4 protein-coding genes and 2 pseudogenes are annotated in these 17495 nt (G+C 76.0%); all 6 read right to left on the reverse strand.

Annotated features, from left to right (window positions below):
• Window positions 1-4194 (reverse strand): condensation domain-containing protein, encoded by a 4194-nt coding sequence (locus ACQPY0_RS41695; protein ID WP_432973940.1) that lies wholly within the window; start codon window positions 4192-4194, stop codon window positions 1-3.
• Window positions 4191-8711 (reverse strand): amino acid adenylation domain-containing protein, encoded by a 4521-nt coding sequence (locus ACQPY0_RS41700; protein WP_432973942.1) that lies wholly within the window; start codon window positions 8709-8711, stop codon window positions 4191-4193. Before ACQPY0_RS41700 ends, ACQPY0_RS41695 begins: the two co-directional genes overlap by 4 nt.
• Window positions 8708-14227 (reverse strand): beta-ketoacyl synthase N-terminal-like domain-containing protein, encoded by a 5520-nt coding sequence (locus tag ACQPY0_RS41705; protein ID WP_432973944.1) that lies wholly within the window; start codon window positions 14225-14227, stop codon window positions 8708-8710. The genes ACQPY0_RS41700 and ACQPY0_RS41705 overlap by 4 nt, the downstream gene beginning before the upstream one ends.
• A 5-nt stretch (window positions 14228-14232) precedes the next feature.
• Window positions 14233-14619 carry an acyl carrier protein gene (locus ACQPY0_RS41710; protein WP_432995582.1) on the reverse strand — a complete coding sequence of 129 codons (387 nt, stop codon included), beginning with the start codon at window positions 14617-14619 and terminating at the stop codon, window positions 14233-14235.
• Window positions 14608-16188, reverse strand: a pseudogene (locus ACQPY0_RS41715) (amino acid adenylation domain-containing protein); the annotation flags it as partial. The pseudogene ACQPY0_RS41715 and the gene ACQPY0_RS41710, both read right to left, overlap by 12 nt.
• A gap of 15 nt (window positions 16189-16203) precedes the next feature.
• Window positions 16204-17460, reverse strand: a pseudogene (locus ACQPY0_RS41720) (condensation domain-containing protein); the annotation flags it as partial.
• Window positions 17461-17495: the final 35 nt, after the last annotated feature.

Below are 17495 nucleotides of genomic sequence, written 5' to 3' on the forward strand. Positions count from 1 at the left end.
TCAAGCCTCCCGGACCGCGCGCCGCAGGCCGCCGACGCGCCGGCCAGGCTCGTCGCTCACCAGTTCCAGCAGGCGCGGCCAGCGCCGCACGAGGGCGGCGACGGCGCGCGGTTCGACGCGATCGAGGGCGTACAGCCAGGTGCCCCGCACCACGTCGCCGTCCTCCCGCAGGATCAGCGCGAGGTCCACGTCGGAGGGCGCGAGGTCGGCCGAGACCTCCCGGAACACGTGGTCGCCGCCCAGGTCGAGCGGGACGGCCCGCAGCCCGTGCAGCCGCACGTCCGGTATCGGCGCGTTGAGCAGGTTGAACACGATCCGGAACGGCGCGTCCCCGGGGCCCGCGACGCCGTCGAGCCGCCACAGCGGCACTCCCCGGTTGCCGTAACCGTCGAGGGTCTTCGCCCGTACCTGCCCGAGCAGCTCGGAGAAGGTCGGGTCGGCGGACAGGTCGGCGCGCACCAGCAGGTAGTTGACGAAGTAGCCGAGCAGGTGCTCGGTCTCGGGCCGGTCGCGTCCGGCCTCGGGGAAGGCCACCGGCACGTCGTCGCGGCCGGACTGCGCCGACAGCAGCACGCCGAACGCCGCCATCAGCACCATGAACAGCGAGGCGTCGTGGCCGCGGGCGAGGGCGCGCAGCGCGGCGGCCCGCCCGGCGTCGACGGTGAAGGTCGTGCTGTACCCCGTGGCCGCCTCCGGCCCGTCGGCGGCCAGCACCGGGGCGGGCGGCAGGCCGCGCAGCTGGGACTGCCAGTAGGCGATCCGGTCCCGCAGCGAGCCGTCGGCGAGCCGGGCCTGCTGCCAGGCGACGACGTCGGCGTAGTCGCGCTCCAGCGCGGGCAGGCGGGGCGGGCCGCCCTCGACGTGGGCCCGGTACAGCTCGCACAGGTCGCGCACGAGCACGGCGTAGGACCAGTTGTCGGTGACCAGGTGGTGCAGCACGAGGACCACGGCGTAGTCGTCGGTGCCGATGCGTACCAGGGCCGCGCGCATCGGCGGCTCCCGGTCGAGGGCGAACGGGCGCCGCCGCTCGGCCTCGACCACCTCGCGCAGCCGCCGGCCCGGTTCGCCGGATTCGGTACCGCGCAGGTCGAGGGCGCTCAGCGGCCAGGTGCCCGCCGGGTCGATCAGCTGCACCCAGCCGTCCGGCCGGTGCACGAACCGGGTGCGCAGGGGCTCGTGCCGGGCCACCATGGCATCGAGGCTGCGGCGCAGCGCCGGCTCGTCGAGCGGCCCGCGCAGCAGCAGTGAGGTGACGACGTTGTGCTGCGGATGCTCCGGGCCGAGCGGGTGGTGCTCGCACAGCACCTGCTGGGCGAAGCCGAGCGGCACCCCGGCGGCCCGGTCCGCTACCGGGATCGGCTCCTCGGTCCCGGCCGGCGCCTGCTCGGCGATCCACGCGGCCAGCGCGGCCACGGTGGGGTTGTCGAACAGCGCCCGCAGCGGCACGGGGAGGCCGTGCCCGGTCCGCAACTGCGCCACCACCTTGGTCGCCAGCAGCGAGTGCCCGCCGAGATTGAAGAAGCTGTCGTGGATGCCGACGGCGGGCACGTCCAGCACCGCGCGCCACACCTCGGCGATCAAGCGCTCCAGGTCGCTGCGGGGTGCCGCGCCGCCACCGGCGGCGGGGGCCGCCTCGAACCGGGGCAGAGCGCTGCGGTCGACGGCGCCCGAGGGCAGCGAGGGCAGCTGCGGCCGGGTGAGCACCGCGGCCGGCACGAGGTACTCGGGGAGCCGCTGCCGCAGCTCGTCCAGCAGCCGCTCGCCGGAGAGGTCGGCGCCGGTCTCGGCGTAGGCGACCAGCCGCCCGCCGGCGCCGTCGTCCGGGGCGAGGACCGCGGCCCGCTCGACGCCCGCAAGCGCGGCCAGCGCCGCCTCCAGCTCGGCGAGGTCGGCGCGGAAGCCGCGCACCGTGACCCGGCGGTCCAGCCGGCCGAGCGCCTCGATGGTGCCGTCGTCGCGGCGGCGGACCATCTCGCCGGTGCGCAGCATTCGCTCGCCCGGTACGAACGGGTCGGGAACCAGCCGCTGCGCGGTCAGCCCCGGCTCGCCGGCGTAGCCGCGGGGCAGGCCCGGCCCGGCCAGGCACAGCTCCCCGGCGAGGCCGGGGGGCAGCGGCTGCCCGAAACGGTCCAGCACATACGCGCGCCGGCCGCCGGACGGGCGCCCGGGTGCCCCGGCGGCCGGTGGTGCGAGCAGCTCCGGCAGCGCGGTGCCGCGCAGCCCAGCGAAGGTGTCGACGGCGAGCACCACCCGGTCGTCCGGGGTCAGCGTGTGCACCAGACGGGCGGCTTGCGCGCCGTCGACGGCCACGCCCAGGTCCTCGCCCGGCCCGGCCGCCAGCAGGTGCTCCAGCTCGTCGACGCACAGCACCGGCACGCCGAGTACGGGCAGTCCGGCGGCGACCGGGCGCAGGGTGAGCAGCATCCGGCTGCCGCCGAGCAGCGCGGCCACCCGGTCGGGCTCGGTGTCCGGGTCCAGCCGCAGGCTGGCCGCGCCGGCCTTCGCCACCGCGAGCAGGCTCACCGCCAGCTCCAGCGAGCTGGGCATGGCGATCGCCACCACGGTCTCGGCCCCGGCGCCCGCGCGGCGCAGCCGGCCGGCGAGCTGGTTCGCCCGCCGGTTCAGCTCGCCGTAGCCGATGTCGCGGCCGGCCACGCGCACCGCGGTCGCCTCGGGGGTCCGCCGGGCGTGCTCCTCGACGCGCTGGTGGACCCAGCCGGTGGCATCATCGCCGCCCAGCGCGGCCGGGGGCGGCGCGGGCGGCGGGTCCAGCGCGATCCCGGCGAGGGGGCGGTCCGGGTCGGCCGCGGCGGCCGACAGCAGCCGGACCAGCGCGCCGGCGAGGTGCCCGGCGGTGGCGTCGGTGAACAGGTCGGTGCTGTACTCCAGCCGTCCCCACACGGTGTCGCCGTCCTCGAACAGGTCAAGCAGCAGGTCGAACTCGGCCTTGCGGGCCGGCAGCGCGATCGGCTCGATGCGCACCGGCCCCTGCTGCCAGGCCGGGAACGGCACGTTCTGGTAGGACAGCAGCACCTGGAACACCGGCGTCACCGCCAGCGAACGCTCCGGCTGCAGCCGCTCGACGAGCCGCTCGAAGGGCACGTGCTGGTGGGCGTAGGCGTCCAGGCACACCTTGCCGACGCGGCGGACCAGCTCCCGCAGCGACGGGTTGCCGCCGGCGTCGACGCGCAGGGCGAGGGTGTTGACGAACAGGCCGATCAGCGGCTCCAGCTCGACCAGGGTCCGGTTCGCCACCGGGGTACCGATGACGATGTCGTCGCTGTCGCCCAGCCGGGACAGCAGCGCGGCGAACGCCGCGACCAGGACCATGAACGGGGTGGCCCGCTCGGCCCGGGCCAGCTCACGCACTGCCGCGACCAGGTCGGGCGGGAGCTGGACCGGCACCGACGACCCGCGGTACGTCTTCTCCTTCGGCCGCGGCCGGTCGCTCGGCAGGCCGGTGTCGGCGCGGCTGCCGCGCAACTGCCCCAGCCAGTACGCCAGCTCCGCCTCCCACGTCGCCTCGAACGACGCGCCCTGCTGCCAGACGGCGAAGTCCGGGTACTGCACCGGCAGCTCGGGCAGGCCGGCGTCGGCACCGGCGAGCCGGGCGGCGTACACCTGGGTCAGCTCCCGCATGAGCACGGCCATCGACCACCGGTCGGAGACGATGTGGTGCAGGTTGAGCAGGACCACCGCGTCGTCGGGCCCGAGCCGCAGCAGCTCGACCCGCATCAGCGGCCCGGCGGCGAGGTCGAACGGCCGGGCGATCAGCGCCTCCTCGCGCCGCTGGACCTCGGCGGTCACGTCCCCGGCGGCGGCGCCGAGGTCGCTCACCCGCACCTCGGGGGGCAGCTCGTCGCGAACCATCTGGCAGGGCCGGCCGTCGATCTCGACGAACACCGTCCGCAGGACCTCGTGCCGCCGGGTCACTTCGGCGCACGCCTCGGCGAACACGTCGAAGCGCAGCGGCCCGCGCACCCGCAGCGCGGCGGAGATCACGTACGCGGAATGCTGCTCGGCGAAGTGCTCGAGGAACCACAGCCGGTGCTGCGAGAACGTCAGTGGGGCGGGCGCGGCGCGGTCCGGCCGCAGCGGGATGGAGCGGGCCGGAGCCCGATCGATACCCTCCGCCCGCAGCATCGTCTGCAGCAGCTCCAGCCGGGCCGCCGAGAGGTTGAACCGCCCGCTCATGCCGAACCGCCGAGCGCCCGGGCGACCTCGTCGTCGGACAGGCCGGTCAGCTGCACCAGCAGCTCGGCAGTACGCTCCACGGCCAGGCGCCGCGACGGGTCCTCCAGCAGGATCCGGGCCATCGCCTCGACGGTCGGCTCGGCGAAGACCCGGTGCAGGGCGATCTCGGCGCCGAACACGTCCCGGACGCGGGACACCACCTGCGTGGACAGCAGCGAGTGCCCGCCCAGGGCGAAGAAGTCGTCGAGCACGCCGACCCGTTCGGCGCCCAGCGCCTCGGCCCAGATCCCCGCGACCACCTCCTCGACCGGGGTGCGCGGCGCCACGTAGGCGGCTCCGGCGAGCCGCTGGGCGCCGCCGGGGGCGGGCAGCGCGCGCCGGTCGACCTTGCCGTTGGGGGTCAGCGGCAGCGCGTCGAGCAGCACGAACGCCGACGGCATCATGTACCCGGGCAGCTGCTGGGCGAGCGCGGCGCGCAGGGCGGGCAGCAGCCGGGCGGCGCGGCGACGCTCGGCGCCGTTGAAGTACGCCTCCCACGAGACGGGGTCCGGCGGCGGCCCGCCGGGCGCGGGGAGGGCGGCGACCGGCCGGCCGTCGTCGCCGAGGCGGCGCAGCACCGCGGTGAACGCGCCGTCCGGGCCGTGGCCGGACCAGTCGAGGTCGAGCCGGTAGCCGCACTGCGCGGCGAGCCGGTCCAGCGCCGCCGGATCGGTCGCGCCGGCCGGCGCCGGGGCCAGCAGCTGCGACGCGGGGCCGGCGGCGTCGGCCAGCCTCCGGGCCGCCTCGGCGTAGGGCAGTACCCGGGCGTTGGGCACGCCCGCGAGGACCAGCCGGTCGGGCCGGTCACCGGTGAGCCGCTCGCGCAGCGCCTCGGCGGTGCCCCAGTCCTCGGCCGGCACCTCGGCCGGCTCGGCGGGGCCGTCGACGGTCAGCACCACGTCGTAGCGGAACCGGGTCAGCTCGTTGGCGGCGGTACCCCGCTTGGGCTCCACCCGCACGCCGGTGATCCGCGGGATGCGGGCCGGCAGCGCGGCGAAGAACCGCGGGTCGACGACCAGCTCCTCCTCGTCCTCGACGAGCCGGCGGACCTGCTCGCGCAGCTGGGCCGCGGTGGTGCCGGCCCCGGCGCGGGCCAGCCGCACGGCGGTGTGGAACGCCTCCAGCAGCGGCAGGCTGCGCACGTCGCCGACGATGATCCGCCCGCCCGGGTTCACCCGCCGGGCCGCGGCCTCCAGGACCCGCAGCAGGTAGCCGGGGTCGGCGAAGTACTGGATCACCGAGTTGAGCACGACGGCGTCGAAGGTCTGCTCGGGCAGCCGGTCCAGCTCGTCGGCGGCTCGCTCGAACAGCTCGACCCCGGCCGGCCCAGCGCCGGGCGCGGCGGCGCGCAGCCGGTCCAGCGCCACGGTGGAGATGTCGGTGCCCCAGTACCGCTCGACCTGCCCGGCGACGCGGAACAGGATCAGGCCGGTGCCGCAGCCGACGTCGAGCACGCTCGCCGGGCGGCCGCGCAGCACCAGCTCCGCGGTGCGTCCGGCCCAGTCTCGCATCTCCTCGGCCGGGATCGGCTGCCCGGTGAGGCTGCTGTTCCAGCCGCGGGTGTCGAAGTGCGGGTCGACCTCGCCGGCGGAGCTGTCGTAGGCGCCGTCCCAGACCCGCCGCCACCGCTCGAGGTGCTCGGGCACGAAGTCGGCGTCGGCGCGGTCCTCGGCCTCGGCGGCCGGGTCGGGGACCAGGTAGGCGACCAGCCGCTGGTCGCCGGGCGTGTCCTCGCGCACCACGACCACCGCCCGGCGGACCGCCGCCTGCTGCTCCAGCACCGACTCGATCTCGCCCAGCTCGATGCGAAAGCCACGCACCTTCACCTGGTGGTCGAGCCGGCCGAGAAACTCCAGCGCGCCGTCGCCGCGGCGGCGGACCAGGTCGCCGGTGCGGTACAGCCGATCGGAGAGGCCGGCACCGAGCGGGCCGGCCACGAACCGCTCCGCGGTCAGCTCGGGCCGGCCCAGGTAGCCGCGGGCCAGCCCGGCCCCGCCGATGTGCAGTTCGCCGGGGACGCCGAGCGGCACCAGCTGCCCCTCGCCGTCCAGCACGTGCAGCTCGGTGTTGGCGATCGGCTCGCCGAGGGTGATCGGCCCGGGGCCGACCAGGCCCACCGACGACCAGATCGTGGTCTCGGTCGGCCCGTACACGTTCCACAGCGTCGCGCCCGTGGCCAGCAGCCGCTGCGCGAGATCGGCCGGCAGCGCCTCGCCGCCGGCCAGCGCCCGCAGGCCGGGGCGGCCGGGCCAGCCGGCGTCGAGCAGCATGCGCCACATCGACGGGGTGGCCTGCATCATCGTGGCCCCGCACGCGGACAGCAGCGCGGCCAGGCGCGGGCCGTCGCCGGTGACCTCGCTGGAGGCGAGCACCACGCGGGCGCCCTCGGTCAGCGGCAGCAGCAGCTCCAGCATGGCGATGTCGAAGGACAGCGTGGTGACCGCCAGCAGCACGTCGCCCGGTTCGATGCCCGGTCGCTCGCGCATCGAGGACAGGAAGTTGCCCAGCGCGCCGTGCGGCACCTGCACGCCCTTGGGCCGGCCGGTCGAGCCGGACGTGTAGATGACGTAGGCGAGGTCGTCGGGGTGCACCGCGACGCCCAGCGGCTCGGCGGGCTCCGCGTCCAGCTCGGCCCGCAGCTCGTCGAGGCACAGGGCGTCGACGGTGGCGCCGATCTCCTTCAGCAGCGGCCGCCGGGTCACCAGTACCGGCAGCGCGGAGTCGGCGAGCATGAACGCGATGCGGTCCGCGGGGAAGCCGGGATCGAGCGGGACGAACGCGGCGCCGGCCTTGCCGGCCGCGAGCAGCGCGACGACCATGTCGGCCGAGCGCTCCAGGCAGATGCCGACCAGTGTGCCGGGCCCGGCGCCGTGCCGGCGCAGCCGGTGGGCCAGCTGGTTGGCGCGGCGGTCCAGGTCGGCGTAGGTCAGGCTCTCCTCGTCGGTGGTGAGCGCGACGGCCTGCGGGTGGCCGGCCGCCCGCCGCTCGAAGCGCTCGTGCGCGGCGAACGGCGCCGGCCACTCGCGGCGGGTGTCGTTCCACCGCTCGCGCAGGTCGCGCTCCTGCTCGGCGGTCAGCATCCGGGCCCGGCGCACGCTGCCGTCGGGGTTGGCGACGAGATCGGCGAGCAGCACGCCGAGCTGCGCCGAGAGCCGCTCGACGGTGGTGGCGTCGAAGAGATCGCGGTTGTACTCGAACCAGCCGGTCAGCCCGCCGTCGCCCTCGAAGACCTGCAGCTCGAGGTCGAAACGGGCGGTACTGCTCTCCACCTGCAACGGCTCCAGCCGCAGCCCGACGACGTCGAGGGCGGGCAGCGGGATGTTCTGGTAGATGAACGACGCCTGGAAGATCGGCGGGCGGGACAGGTCGCGGCTCGGGTGCAGCTGCTCGACCAGCCGCTCGAACGGCAGCTCCTGGTGGGCGTAGGCGCCCAGGCAGGTCTGGCGGACCCGGCCGAGCAGCTCGCGGAACGTCGGGCCGCCGGACAGGTCCAGCCGCAGGGCGAGGGTGTTGACGAAGAACCCGATCAGCCGCTCGATCTCCGGCCGGCCGCGGCCCGCCACCGGGACGCCGACGACCACGTCGTCGTCGCGGGTGCAGCGGTGCAGCAGAACGCCGAACGCGGCCAGCACGCCCATGAACGGGGTGGCGCCCTCCTGCTGGCTCAGCGCCCGCAAGCCGTCGAGGACGTCGCCGGGCACCGCGAACGGCCGCGAGCCGCCCACGGTGGTCTGCACCGCCGGGCGGGGGCGGTCGGTGGGCAGCTCCAGCACCGGCGGGGCTCCGGCCAGCACCTCCCGCCAGTAGTCGAGGTCGCCGGTCGGCGGCTCCTGCTCCAGGCGCCGGCGCTGCCAGACGGCGTAGTCGGCGTACTGCAGGGGCAGCTCGGGCAGGTCGGGTTCGCGGCCGGTGACGTGGGCGCGGTACAGCTCGACCAGCTCGGCGACGGCGACCGACATCGACCACAGGTCGGCCACGATGTGGTGCAGGGTGAGCAGCAGGACGTGCTCGTCGGCGGCCAGGCGCAGGAACCGGACCCGGAACAGCGGGCCGGTGCGCAGGTCGAACGGGCGGACGAACTCCTCGCGGGCCAGCGCCTCGATCCGCGACCAGTCGTCCGGCCCGCGCAGGTGGACGCAGTCCACGACGGTGAAGTCCGGCTCGGCGGCCGCGGCGACGACCTGCATCGGCTGGCCGTCGATCCGCTCGAAGGTGGTGCGCAGGGCCTCGTGCCGGCGCATGATGTCGGCGCAGGCGCGCCGCCAGGCGTCAAGGTCGAGCGGGCCGTGGATGCGCACCGCGCTCGGGATGTTGTAGGCCGCGCTGCCCGGCGCGAGCTGTTCGAGGAACCACAGCCGCTGCTGCGAGAACGACGCCGGGAACCGGTGCCGGCGCTCGCGGCGCAGCCGCGCGGCCAGCAGGGCCCGCTTCTGCTGCGCCGACAGGCCGTCGAGCCCGGCCGCCTCAGGAGTGCTCATGCGTTCTCCCCCTGCTCCTTCATCTCCTCGGCCAGCAGATCGCGCAGCCGCGCGTCGACCTCTTCGTCGGACAGGTCGGCGAGGTCCTCGTCGTAGCCGGGTGTGTCGCGCTCCAGCCGCGGGATCGCGTCGGCTTCGCCGGGCGCGGCGCGGCCGGCGGTGAGTGCCGCGGCGGTACGGCTGACCGTCGGCCCGTCGAAGAAGTCGCGCAGGTCGAGCTGGACGCCGAAGTGCCGCTGCAGCTTCGCCCCGACCTGCACGGCGGCCAGCGAGTGCCCGCCGAGGGCGAAGAAGTCGTCGTCGACGCCGACCCGCTCGACGCCCAGGACCTCCTGCCAGATCGCCGCGACCGCCCGCTCGTCGTCGTCGCGCGGCGCCACGTACGGCGTGGCCAGCTCCGGGCGCGGGTGCACCGCAGCGACGGGCGGCGCGGCGGCGGCCTCGGCGACGAGCGACTCGGGAGTGATCGATCCGGCCAGCCGGCGCAGCGCGGCGAGGTCGTACGCCGACACCACCACGTGCTCGGGCAGTTCCGCCGCCGCGAGCAGGCGCACGAACGCGGACCGGGCGTCCCGCTCGCTCATGCCGCGGGCGAGCCGTTGCAGGGCGCCGGCCGGCGGCGCTGCGGGCTCGGCCGCGGCGTCGTCGATCGCGGCGATCAGCGCGGGCACGTCCTGGATGCGCTTGATGGTGAACCGCTCGGCGCGGGCCAGCCGGCGCCCGCTCGGGTCGAGCAGGTCGATGTCGCAGGTGAGCGTCTCGCCGGACGGGTCGGGCTCGGCCAGGTCGACCAGGCAGTGCACCGTGGCCGTCAGCGGCGCCCAGGAGCACAGCCGCCGGTAGGTGACCGGCAGGTAGTAGATGTCCGTCGCGTGGATGCGGGCGGCCGCGCCGGCCACGTCCAGCAGTGCCGGGTGCAGCGCGTAGTCGTCGAGGTCGGCGTGGTAGGCCGGGTCCAGCTCGAGGGTCACCATCAGCCGCCGCCGGCCCGCCTCGATGCGACGCAGGCACCGCCAGCGCGGGCCGAAGGTGAACCGGATCGGGCCGCCCTGCTCGACCCGGTCGAGCTTGAGGCGGCGCTTGAGCGTCTCCTCGGTGTCGAGGACCTCGACCACGTCGCAGCCGCGGACCAGCTCGCCGAGGTCCGCCGGCGGCCCCGGCTCGGCCTCCGCGAAGCCGGCCTCGCCGCCGGCGTGCTCCTGCCAGCCGTCGGCGGCGCGGCTGCGCACCGCGAACCGCCAGGTCTCGCCGTGCTGCTCGACGGTGGTGTACACCTCGCGGATCTGCCCGTCGGGGACGATGACCGGCAGCGTGAACACCACGTCGCGGATGTCGAGGGCCCGGCCCGGCGCCCGGTCGGCCAGGGCGGCGCGGACCAGCTCGAGGTAGGCGGTGCCGGGCACCAGACCGTGCCCCATGATCCGGTGCTCGTCGACGATCCAGCTGTCCGCGGTGCTGAACGTGGTCCGGTAGGTCGCCGACCGGTCGGTGCGCTCCACGAGCCGCAGCAGCGGATGACCGCCCGGCCGGCCGCCGCCGAGCCGCTCGGCCAGCCCGGCCGCCATGCCGACGCCCTGCCACGTGTCCCAGGCCACCGACACCACCGGGGCGCCCGTCTCGCGGCGCCAGAGCTGCGCATACGCATCGAGGAACGCGTTGGCCGCCGCATAGTCGCTCTGCCCGGGCCCGCCCAGCACCGCGGTCAGCGACGAGCACAGCAGCACGAAGTCCTCGACGTCCCCGCAGGCCGCGCGCAGGGCCAGCGTCCCGCGGGTCTTGGCGGCCAGCACCGCGCCGGCCTCCGCCCTCGTCTTGCCGGCGATGAGGCCGGCCGAGGGCACGCCCGCGGCATGGATGACGCCGTGCAGCGCTACGCCGTCACGCAGCCGGTGTACCTCGGTGGCCAGCCGCTCGGCGTCGGTGACGTCGGCCACGAGGAGCACGACGCGGGCGCCACGTTCGCGCAGCGCGCGCAGCCGGCCGAGTACCGCTGAGCCGGCGTCGTCCGGGCCGTCCACCAGGGCGGTGCGGCCGAGCAGGCCGAGCACCGGTTCCTTGACGTGCTCGGCGATCTCCTCCGCCAGGGCCAGGCCGACGCCGCCGAGGCCGCCGGTGATCAGGTACCGGCCGCCGTCGCGCAGCCGGAGTGTGCCCCCGGCCGTCGGCAGCGGGTCGAACTCGCGGGCCCACCAGTGCCGCCCGCGCAGCGCCAGCACCCGCTCGTCGGTGTCCCGGGCCAGCAGCGCGGCGAGCGGGCCGGCGGCGCTCGCCGGGTCGGCGCCGGTGACGTCGAGCAGGCGGCAGGTGACGCCGGTCAGCTCCTGCGGGATCACCGTGGCGGGGCCGAGCAGTGTCGCGTACTCGGGCTCCAGCGGCTCGTCCCCGGTAACGGCGAGGACACCGTGGCACACCACGTCGATCGCCGCGGCGACCCGGACGTCGCCGAGCCCCTGAGCGAGCGCGAGCAGCGCGTCGAAGCCCAGCTCCCGGTCCGCGTCGCCGGTCAGGCTCCACGCGTGCACGACATGGATCGGGCCGACCGGCAGCGCGGCGAACAGCTCGGCATAGTGCTCGCGCCGGCCCGGGTCGAGGTTCCAGCCGCCGTCCGTACGGCGCGAAACCTGGGTCGCTGCCCCGACGCGGACCACTTCGGACCCGGCGGCGGCCAGCCGGTCGGCGAGGGCCGCGCCGATCGGCGAGTCGGCGCCGAGCACCACCACCGAGCCGGCGGGAACGGCACCGGCGCCGGCGGGCAGCCGCCGCCAGCCGGGGGCCGAGAAGATCTCCTCGGCCCGGCGCGGGCCACCGTCACCGGCAGCCGCCGCCGGGGCCGGTGCGTGCGCCGGGTCCGGGTCGATCCAGTAGCGGCGCCGTTGGAAGGGGTAGCCGGGCAGCGGCACCACCGGGCGGGGCTCCCCCGCCGTGTATGCCGCCCAGTGAAGCGGCGCGCCGGCGGACCACAGCTCGCCGGCGGCCCTCGCGATCCGGCGGGCGTCGGCGGCGTCCTCGCCCGGGTGCGGCAGCGAGCGCACGGCCACCCGGTCGGCGGTCCAGGCGGCGTGGCGGCGAGCCAGGTCGGTGAGGGTGCGCCCGGGCCCGACCTCGAGCAGCACCAGTTCGGGCTCCTCCAGCAGCCGGGCGACGGCGTCGGCGAAGCGCACCGGCGCGCGCAGGTGCCGCCCCCAGTAGTGCGGGTCGGTCGCCTGCTCGTCGGTGATCCAGGTACCGGTCACGTTGGAGACGAACGGAATCTCGGGCGCGTGGCGGGCGACAGCGGCGACCTCACGGGCGAGCGGCTCCACGGCCGGCTCCATGCTCGGCGAGTGGAACGCGTGGGAGGTGTGCAGCCCGCGGTTGGCGATCCCGGCCGCGCTGAGGCGCCCCCGCAGGTCCGCGATGGCCTCGGCGGGGCCGGCGACCGCGCACACGCCGCTGGTGTTGACCGCGGCCAGGCACAGCCGCTCGTCCAGCCACCCGGCCAGCTCCGCCTCGGGCAGGAACACGGCCAGCATCGACCCGGCCGGCATCGACTGCACCAAGCGGCCCCGCACGGCGACCAGCCGCACGGCGTCCTGCAGCGCGAACACCCCGGCGAGACAGGCGGCGACGTACTCGCCGACGCTGTGCCCGGCCATCGCCCGCGGCCGGATCCCCCACGACTGCCACAGCCCGGCCAGCGCGTACTCCACGGCGAACAGCGCCGGCTGGGCAACCGCGGTCTGCCGCAGCTGCTCGTCGGCGTCCGGCCCCGCGTCGAGGATCAGCGCGCGCAGGTCCGCGCCGAGGTGCCCGGCGGCCAGCTCCGCGCAGCGGTCCAGCTCGCGGGCGAAGACCGGCTCGGCGCGGTACAGCTCCCGGGCCATCCCGGCGTGCTGGGACCCCTGCCCGGGGAACAGGAACGCGACCGGCGCGTCGCGGCCGGCGGAACGGGACGGGGGCGCGGCGGCGAGCCGGCGCAGCGCCGCCACCGCCTCGGACCGCTCGCCGGCCGTCACGGCCGCGCGGTGCTCGAACGCGCGCCGCCGGGCGAGCGTCCGCTCGACGTCGCTCAGGTCCACCGGCTCGGCGCCGGGCCGCTCGAGGTGCTCGGTGAGGCGTCCGGCGGCCGCGGCGAGGGCGTCCGGGGTGCGCCCGGACAGCGCCAGCACGTACACCGCGCGCCCGTGCCCGCCCCCGGCGGCGGGCAACGCCGGGGCCTCCTCCAGCACGACGTGGACGTTGGTGCCGCCGATGCCGAACGAGCTGACCCCGGCCCGGCGCGGCACGTCGGTGCGCGGCCACGGCCGCAGCTGCGTGTTGACGACGAACGGGCTGCCGCCCAGTTGCAGGGCGGGGCTGGGCCGGGTGACGTGCAGGGTGGGCGGGATCGCCTCGTTGCGCAGCACGAGCGCGGCCTTGATCAGGGCGGTCACTCCGGCCGCCGCGTCCAGGTGCCCGACGTTGCTCTTGACCGAGCCGATCGCGCAGTAGCCGGCCCGGTCGCTCTGGTGCCGGAACGCCTTGGTGAGCGCGGCGAGCTCGATCGGGTCCCCCAGCGCCGTGCCGGTGCCGTGCGTCTCGACGTAGCCGACGCTGCCGGCGTCCACGCCGGCCACGGCGAGCGCCTCGGCGATGACCTCCGCCTGCCCGTCCAGGCCGGGCGCGGTGTAGCCGGCCTTGCGCGAGCCGTCGTTGTTCATGGCGGTACCGCGGATGACGGCGGTGATCGCGTCGCCGTCGCGGCGGGCGTCGTCGAGCCGGCGCAGCACCACGGCGCCGACGCCGTTGCCGGCCACGGTGCCGGCGGCGTCGGCGTCGAAGGCCCGGCAGTGCCCGTCCGGGGACAGGATGCCGCCCGGCTGGTACACGTAACCGCCGGCGAGGGGGACGCTGACGGACACGCCGCCGGCCAGGGCGGTGTCGCACTCACCGTTCAGGAGGCTCTGGCAGGCCAGGTGCACCGCGGACAGCGACGTGGAGCAGGCCGTCTGGACGGTGACGGACGGCCCGGTGAGGCCGAGCTTGTACGACACGCGGGTGGCCAGGAAGTCCTTGTCGCTGGCCAGCAGTGTCTGGTAGCTGCCGGCCGCGTCGGCCGCCACGCGGTTGGCCAGGAGGTTGAACAGCAGGTACGAGTTCAGGCTCGAACCGGCGAACACGCCGATGCGCCCGCCGGCCGTGGCCGGGTCGCGGCCGGCGTCCTCCAGCGCGTGCCAGGCGCACTCCAGGAAGGCCCGCTGCTGCGGGTCGAGCAGCTCGGCCTCGCGCGGGCTGAAGCCGAAGAACGCCGCGTCGAAGCGGTCGGCGTCGCGCAGCACGCCCTTGGCCCGCACATAGCCCGGCTGCCCGGACTCGTCCGCGCCGACGCCGCTGCCGCGCAGGTCGTCGTCGGTCAGCGCGCGGATACCCTCCCGCCCCTGCACCAGGTTGTCCCAGAAGGTCGCGATGTCCTCGGCGCCCGGGAAGCGCCCGGCCATGCCGACGATCGCGACATGGCCCGCGCCATCGTCCGGTACACCGTCAAATGCCGTTTCCATTGGACCTACCGTTTCCATGAGTCGACCCGGCGGGCAGCGGCCTGCCGGCGGTCGGCCTGGCCGTGGCGGCGGCTGCCGGCGCGCTCCACCGCCGCGGACAGCCCGTCGCCGTCCGGGCCGGGCCGGGACAGGTGCCCGGCCAGCGCGCCGACGCTCGGGTACTGAAACAGCTCGACCATCGACACCTCCCGGCCCAGTCGCGCCTCCAGCACGACCCGCAGCTGGGCCATGAGCAGCGAGTGCCCGCCGAGGTCGAAGAAGTTGTCGTCGACGCCGACCCGGTCGACGCCGAGTACCTCCCGCCAGGTGCCGGCGATGGTGCGCTCCAGGTCCGTTCCCGGCGCGGCGAACGGCCGGGCGCCGCCGGGCCGGTCGAAGACCGGTGCGGGCAGGGCGGCCCGGTCGGCCTTGCCGTTGGCGGTGAGCGGCAGCGCGGGCAGCAGCACGAACGCCGCCGGGGTCATGTACTCGGGCAGCCGCTGCCGCACGTGCTCGGTCAGCTCGGCCGGGGCCGGGGCTTCGCCGTCGGCGACCAGGTAGGCCACCAGCCGCACGTCGCCCGGTGCGATCTCGCGGGCGGCGACGATCGCCTCGCGGACGCGCTCGTGATCGGCGAGCACGGTCTCGATCTCGCCCAGCTCGATGCGCAAGCCCCGCAGCTTCACCTGGTGGTCGGCTCGGCCAAGGAACTCGATCGCGCCGTCGTCGCGGTGGCGGGCGAGGTCGCCGGTGGCGTACAGGCGCGCCCCGGGCTCCTCGGCGAACGGATCGGGGACGAACCGGGACGCGGTCAGGTCGGGGCGGCCGAGGTACCCGCGGGCCAGGTTGCGCCCGCCGATATGCAGCTCCCCCGCCACGCCGGCGGGCACCGGCTCGCCGTGCGCGTCGAGGATGTACAGCCGCGTGTTGGCGACGGGGTGGCCGATCGGCACCGGCCGCGGGTCGTCCTCGCCGCGGCGGCAGGCCCAGAAGCTCACGTCCACGGCGGCCTCGGTCGGCCCGTACAGGTTGTGCAGCTGCGCGGCCGGGTGGGCGGCGAAGAACGCGTCCTGGGCCGCGCGGGGCAGCGCCTCGCCGCTGCACACGACCCGGCGCAGGCTCGTGCACCCGGCCAGCCCGGGCTCGGCCAGGAAGACCTGCAGCATCGACGGCACGAAATGCAGGGTGGTGATCGACTCGGCGCGGATCGTGTCGAGCAGGTACCGGCTGTCGCGGTGCCCGCCGGGCCGGGCCAGCACCAGGGTGGCGCCGGTCATCAGCGGCCAGAAGAACTCCCAGACCGACACGTCGAAGGTGAGCGGCGTCTTCTGCAGCACGCGGTCGGAGCCGTCGAGGCGGTACTCGTCCTGCATCCACAGCAGCCGGCTGCGGATCGCGCCGTGGACGTTCATCACGCCCTTCGGCGTGCCGGTCGAGCCCGAGGTGTAGATGACGTAGGCGAGGTCCTCGCCGTCGACCTCGACGCCCGGATCGGTGTCGGGCTGCCCGGCGAACTCGTCCGGGTCGTCGGCGTCGAGGACGGGGACGCTCGCCGGGGGCAGCGCGACGCGCAGGGCCCGCTGGGTGAGCAGCACGGCCGGACGGGCGTCGGCCAGGATCGCGCTCACCCGGGCCCGCGGGTAGTCGGGGTCGATCGGCACGTAGGCGCCGCCGGCCTTGACCACGGCCAGCAGCGCGATCACCAGCTCGACGCTGCGGTGCATGGCCACGCCCACCAGCTCGCCCGGGCCGACCCCGAGGCCGCGCAGCCGGTGCGCCGCCCGGTTGGCGCGCCGGTTGAGCTCGGCGTAGCTCAGGCCGGTCCCCTCGAACCGCACCGCCTCGCCACCGGGGTGCAGGCGGGCCTGCTCCTCGATGCACTCGTGGATCCAGCCGCGCCCCGGCCACCGGGAGACGGTGCCGGCGGCGGCCGCGAGCAGCCCGGCCCGCTCGTCCGGCTCCAGCAGCGGCAGCCGGCCCACGGGCGCGTCCGGCCGGTCGGCGACCAGGGCGGCCAGGCGCCGGAAATGCCCGCCCAGGCGCGCGATCGTGGATTCGTCGAAAAGGCCGCGGTCGTACTCCAACCAGCCGGTCACCCCGCCGGCGCCGGCGAACGCCTGCACCTCCAGGTCGAAGCGGGCGCCGTCGGTGTGCAGCGGGAGCCGACGCACCCGCAGCCCGCCCATCGACAGGGTGTCCAGCGGGTCGCTCTGGTAGGAGAAGCCGACCTGGAACACGGGTGGCCGGCTCAGGTCGCGCGGCACCTTGAGCTCCTCGACCACCTTCTCGAACGGCACCGCCTGGCGGGCGTAGGCGCCGAGGCAGGCGTCGCGGACCCGGTCGAGCACGTCGAGGAAGGTGGGCCGCCCGGCCAGGCCGGCCCGCACCGGCAGCGTGTTGACGAAGAACCCGATCAGCGGCTCCAGCTCGGCCCGGCCGCGGCCCGCCATCGGAACGCCGACGACGATGTCGTCCTGGCCGCTGTAGCGGTGCAGCAGCACGTGGAAGACGGCCAGCAGCACCATGTAGGGGGTGGCACCGCGGGTGCGGCCGAGGGCGGCCAGGCGCTCCACGACGGCGGCGGGCAGCTCGAACGGCACGCCGGCCCCGTTGAAGCCCTGCACCGCCGGCCGAGGCCGGTCGGTGGGCAGGCTCAGCGCCGCCGGGGCACCGGCCAGGTGCTCGCGCCAGTACCCGAGGTCGGCGGCGAGATCCGATTCGGTCAGCCACCGCTGCTGCCAGGCGGCGAAGTCGCCGTACTGGATCCCCAGCTCGGCAAGCGGCGACGGCTCGCCGGCGGTGAACGCCGCGTAGAGCGCGGACAGCTCGGACAGCAGCACGCCGACCGACCACCCGTCGGAGATCAGGTGGTGCATCGCGAAGGCGAGCACGTGGTCGTCCGGGCCGACGCGGAGCAGCCGCACCCGCAGCAGGGGCCCGGTCGCGATGTCGAACGGCTCGCGCAGGGCGTCGGCGACGAGCGGGCGCAGCGCCGCGGCGGGCGGGTCCGCACCTTCGATGCCGGCGTCTGCGACACCCACCTCGACGCGGGCGTCGCGGCGCACCACCTGGACGGGGCGGGCGTCGCGCAGGTGGAACGTGGTGCGCAGGATCTCGTGCCGGCGCACGATCTCGTCCACCGCACGGCGCAGCGCGCCGACGTCGAGCGGGCCACGCAGCCGGGCCGCGGCGGGGATCGCGTAGCCGGGATTGCCCGGGCGCAGCTGCTCCAGGAACCAGATTCCCTGCTGCATCACCGAGATCGGGAACGCGTCCTCGGTCAGGCCCC

Source organism: Dactylosporangium sp. CA-233914, from assembly GCF_050942935.1.
GTDB lineage: Bacteria > Actinomycetota > Actinomycetes > Mycobacteriales > Micromonosporaceae > Dactylosporangium.

Excerpts from the sequence above, each read along its gene's own strand:
- ACQPY0_RS41695 (WP_432973940.1), bottom strand. The coding sequence starts at position 4,194 with ATGAGCGGGCGGTTCAACCTCTCGGCGGCCCGGCTGGAGCTGCTGCAG.
- ACQPY0_RS41700 (WP_432973942.1), bottom strand. The coding sequence starts at position 8,711 with ATGAGCACTCCTGAGGCGGCCGGGCTCGACGGCCTGTCGGCGCAGCAG.
- ACQPY0_RS41705 (WP_432973944.1), bottom strand. The coding sequence starts at position 14,227 with ATGGAAACGGCATTTGACGGTGTACCGGACGATGGCGCGGGCCATGTC.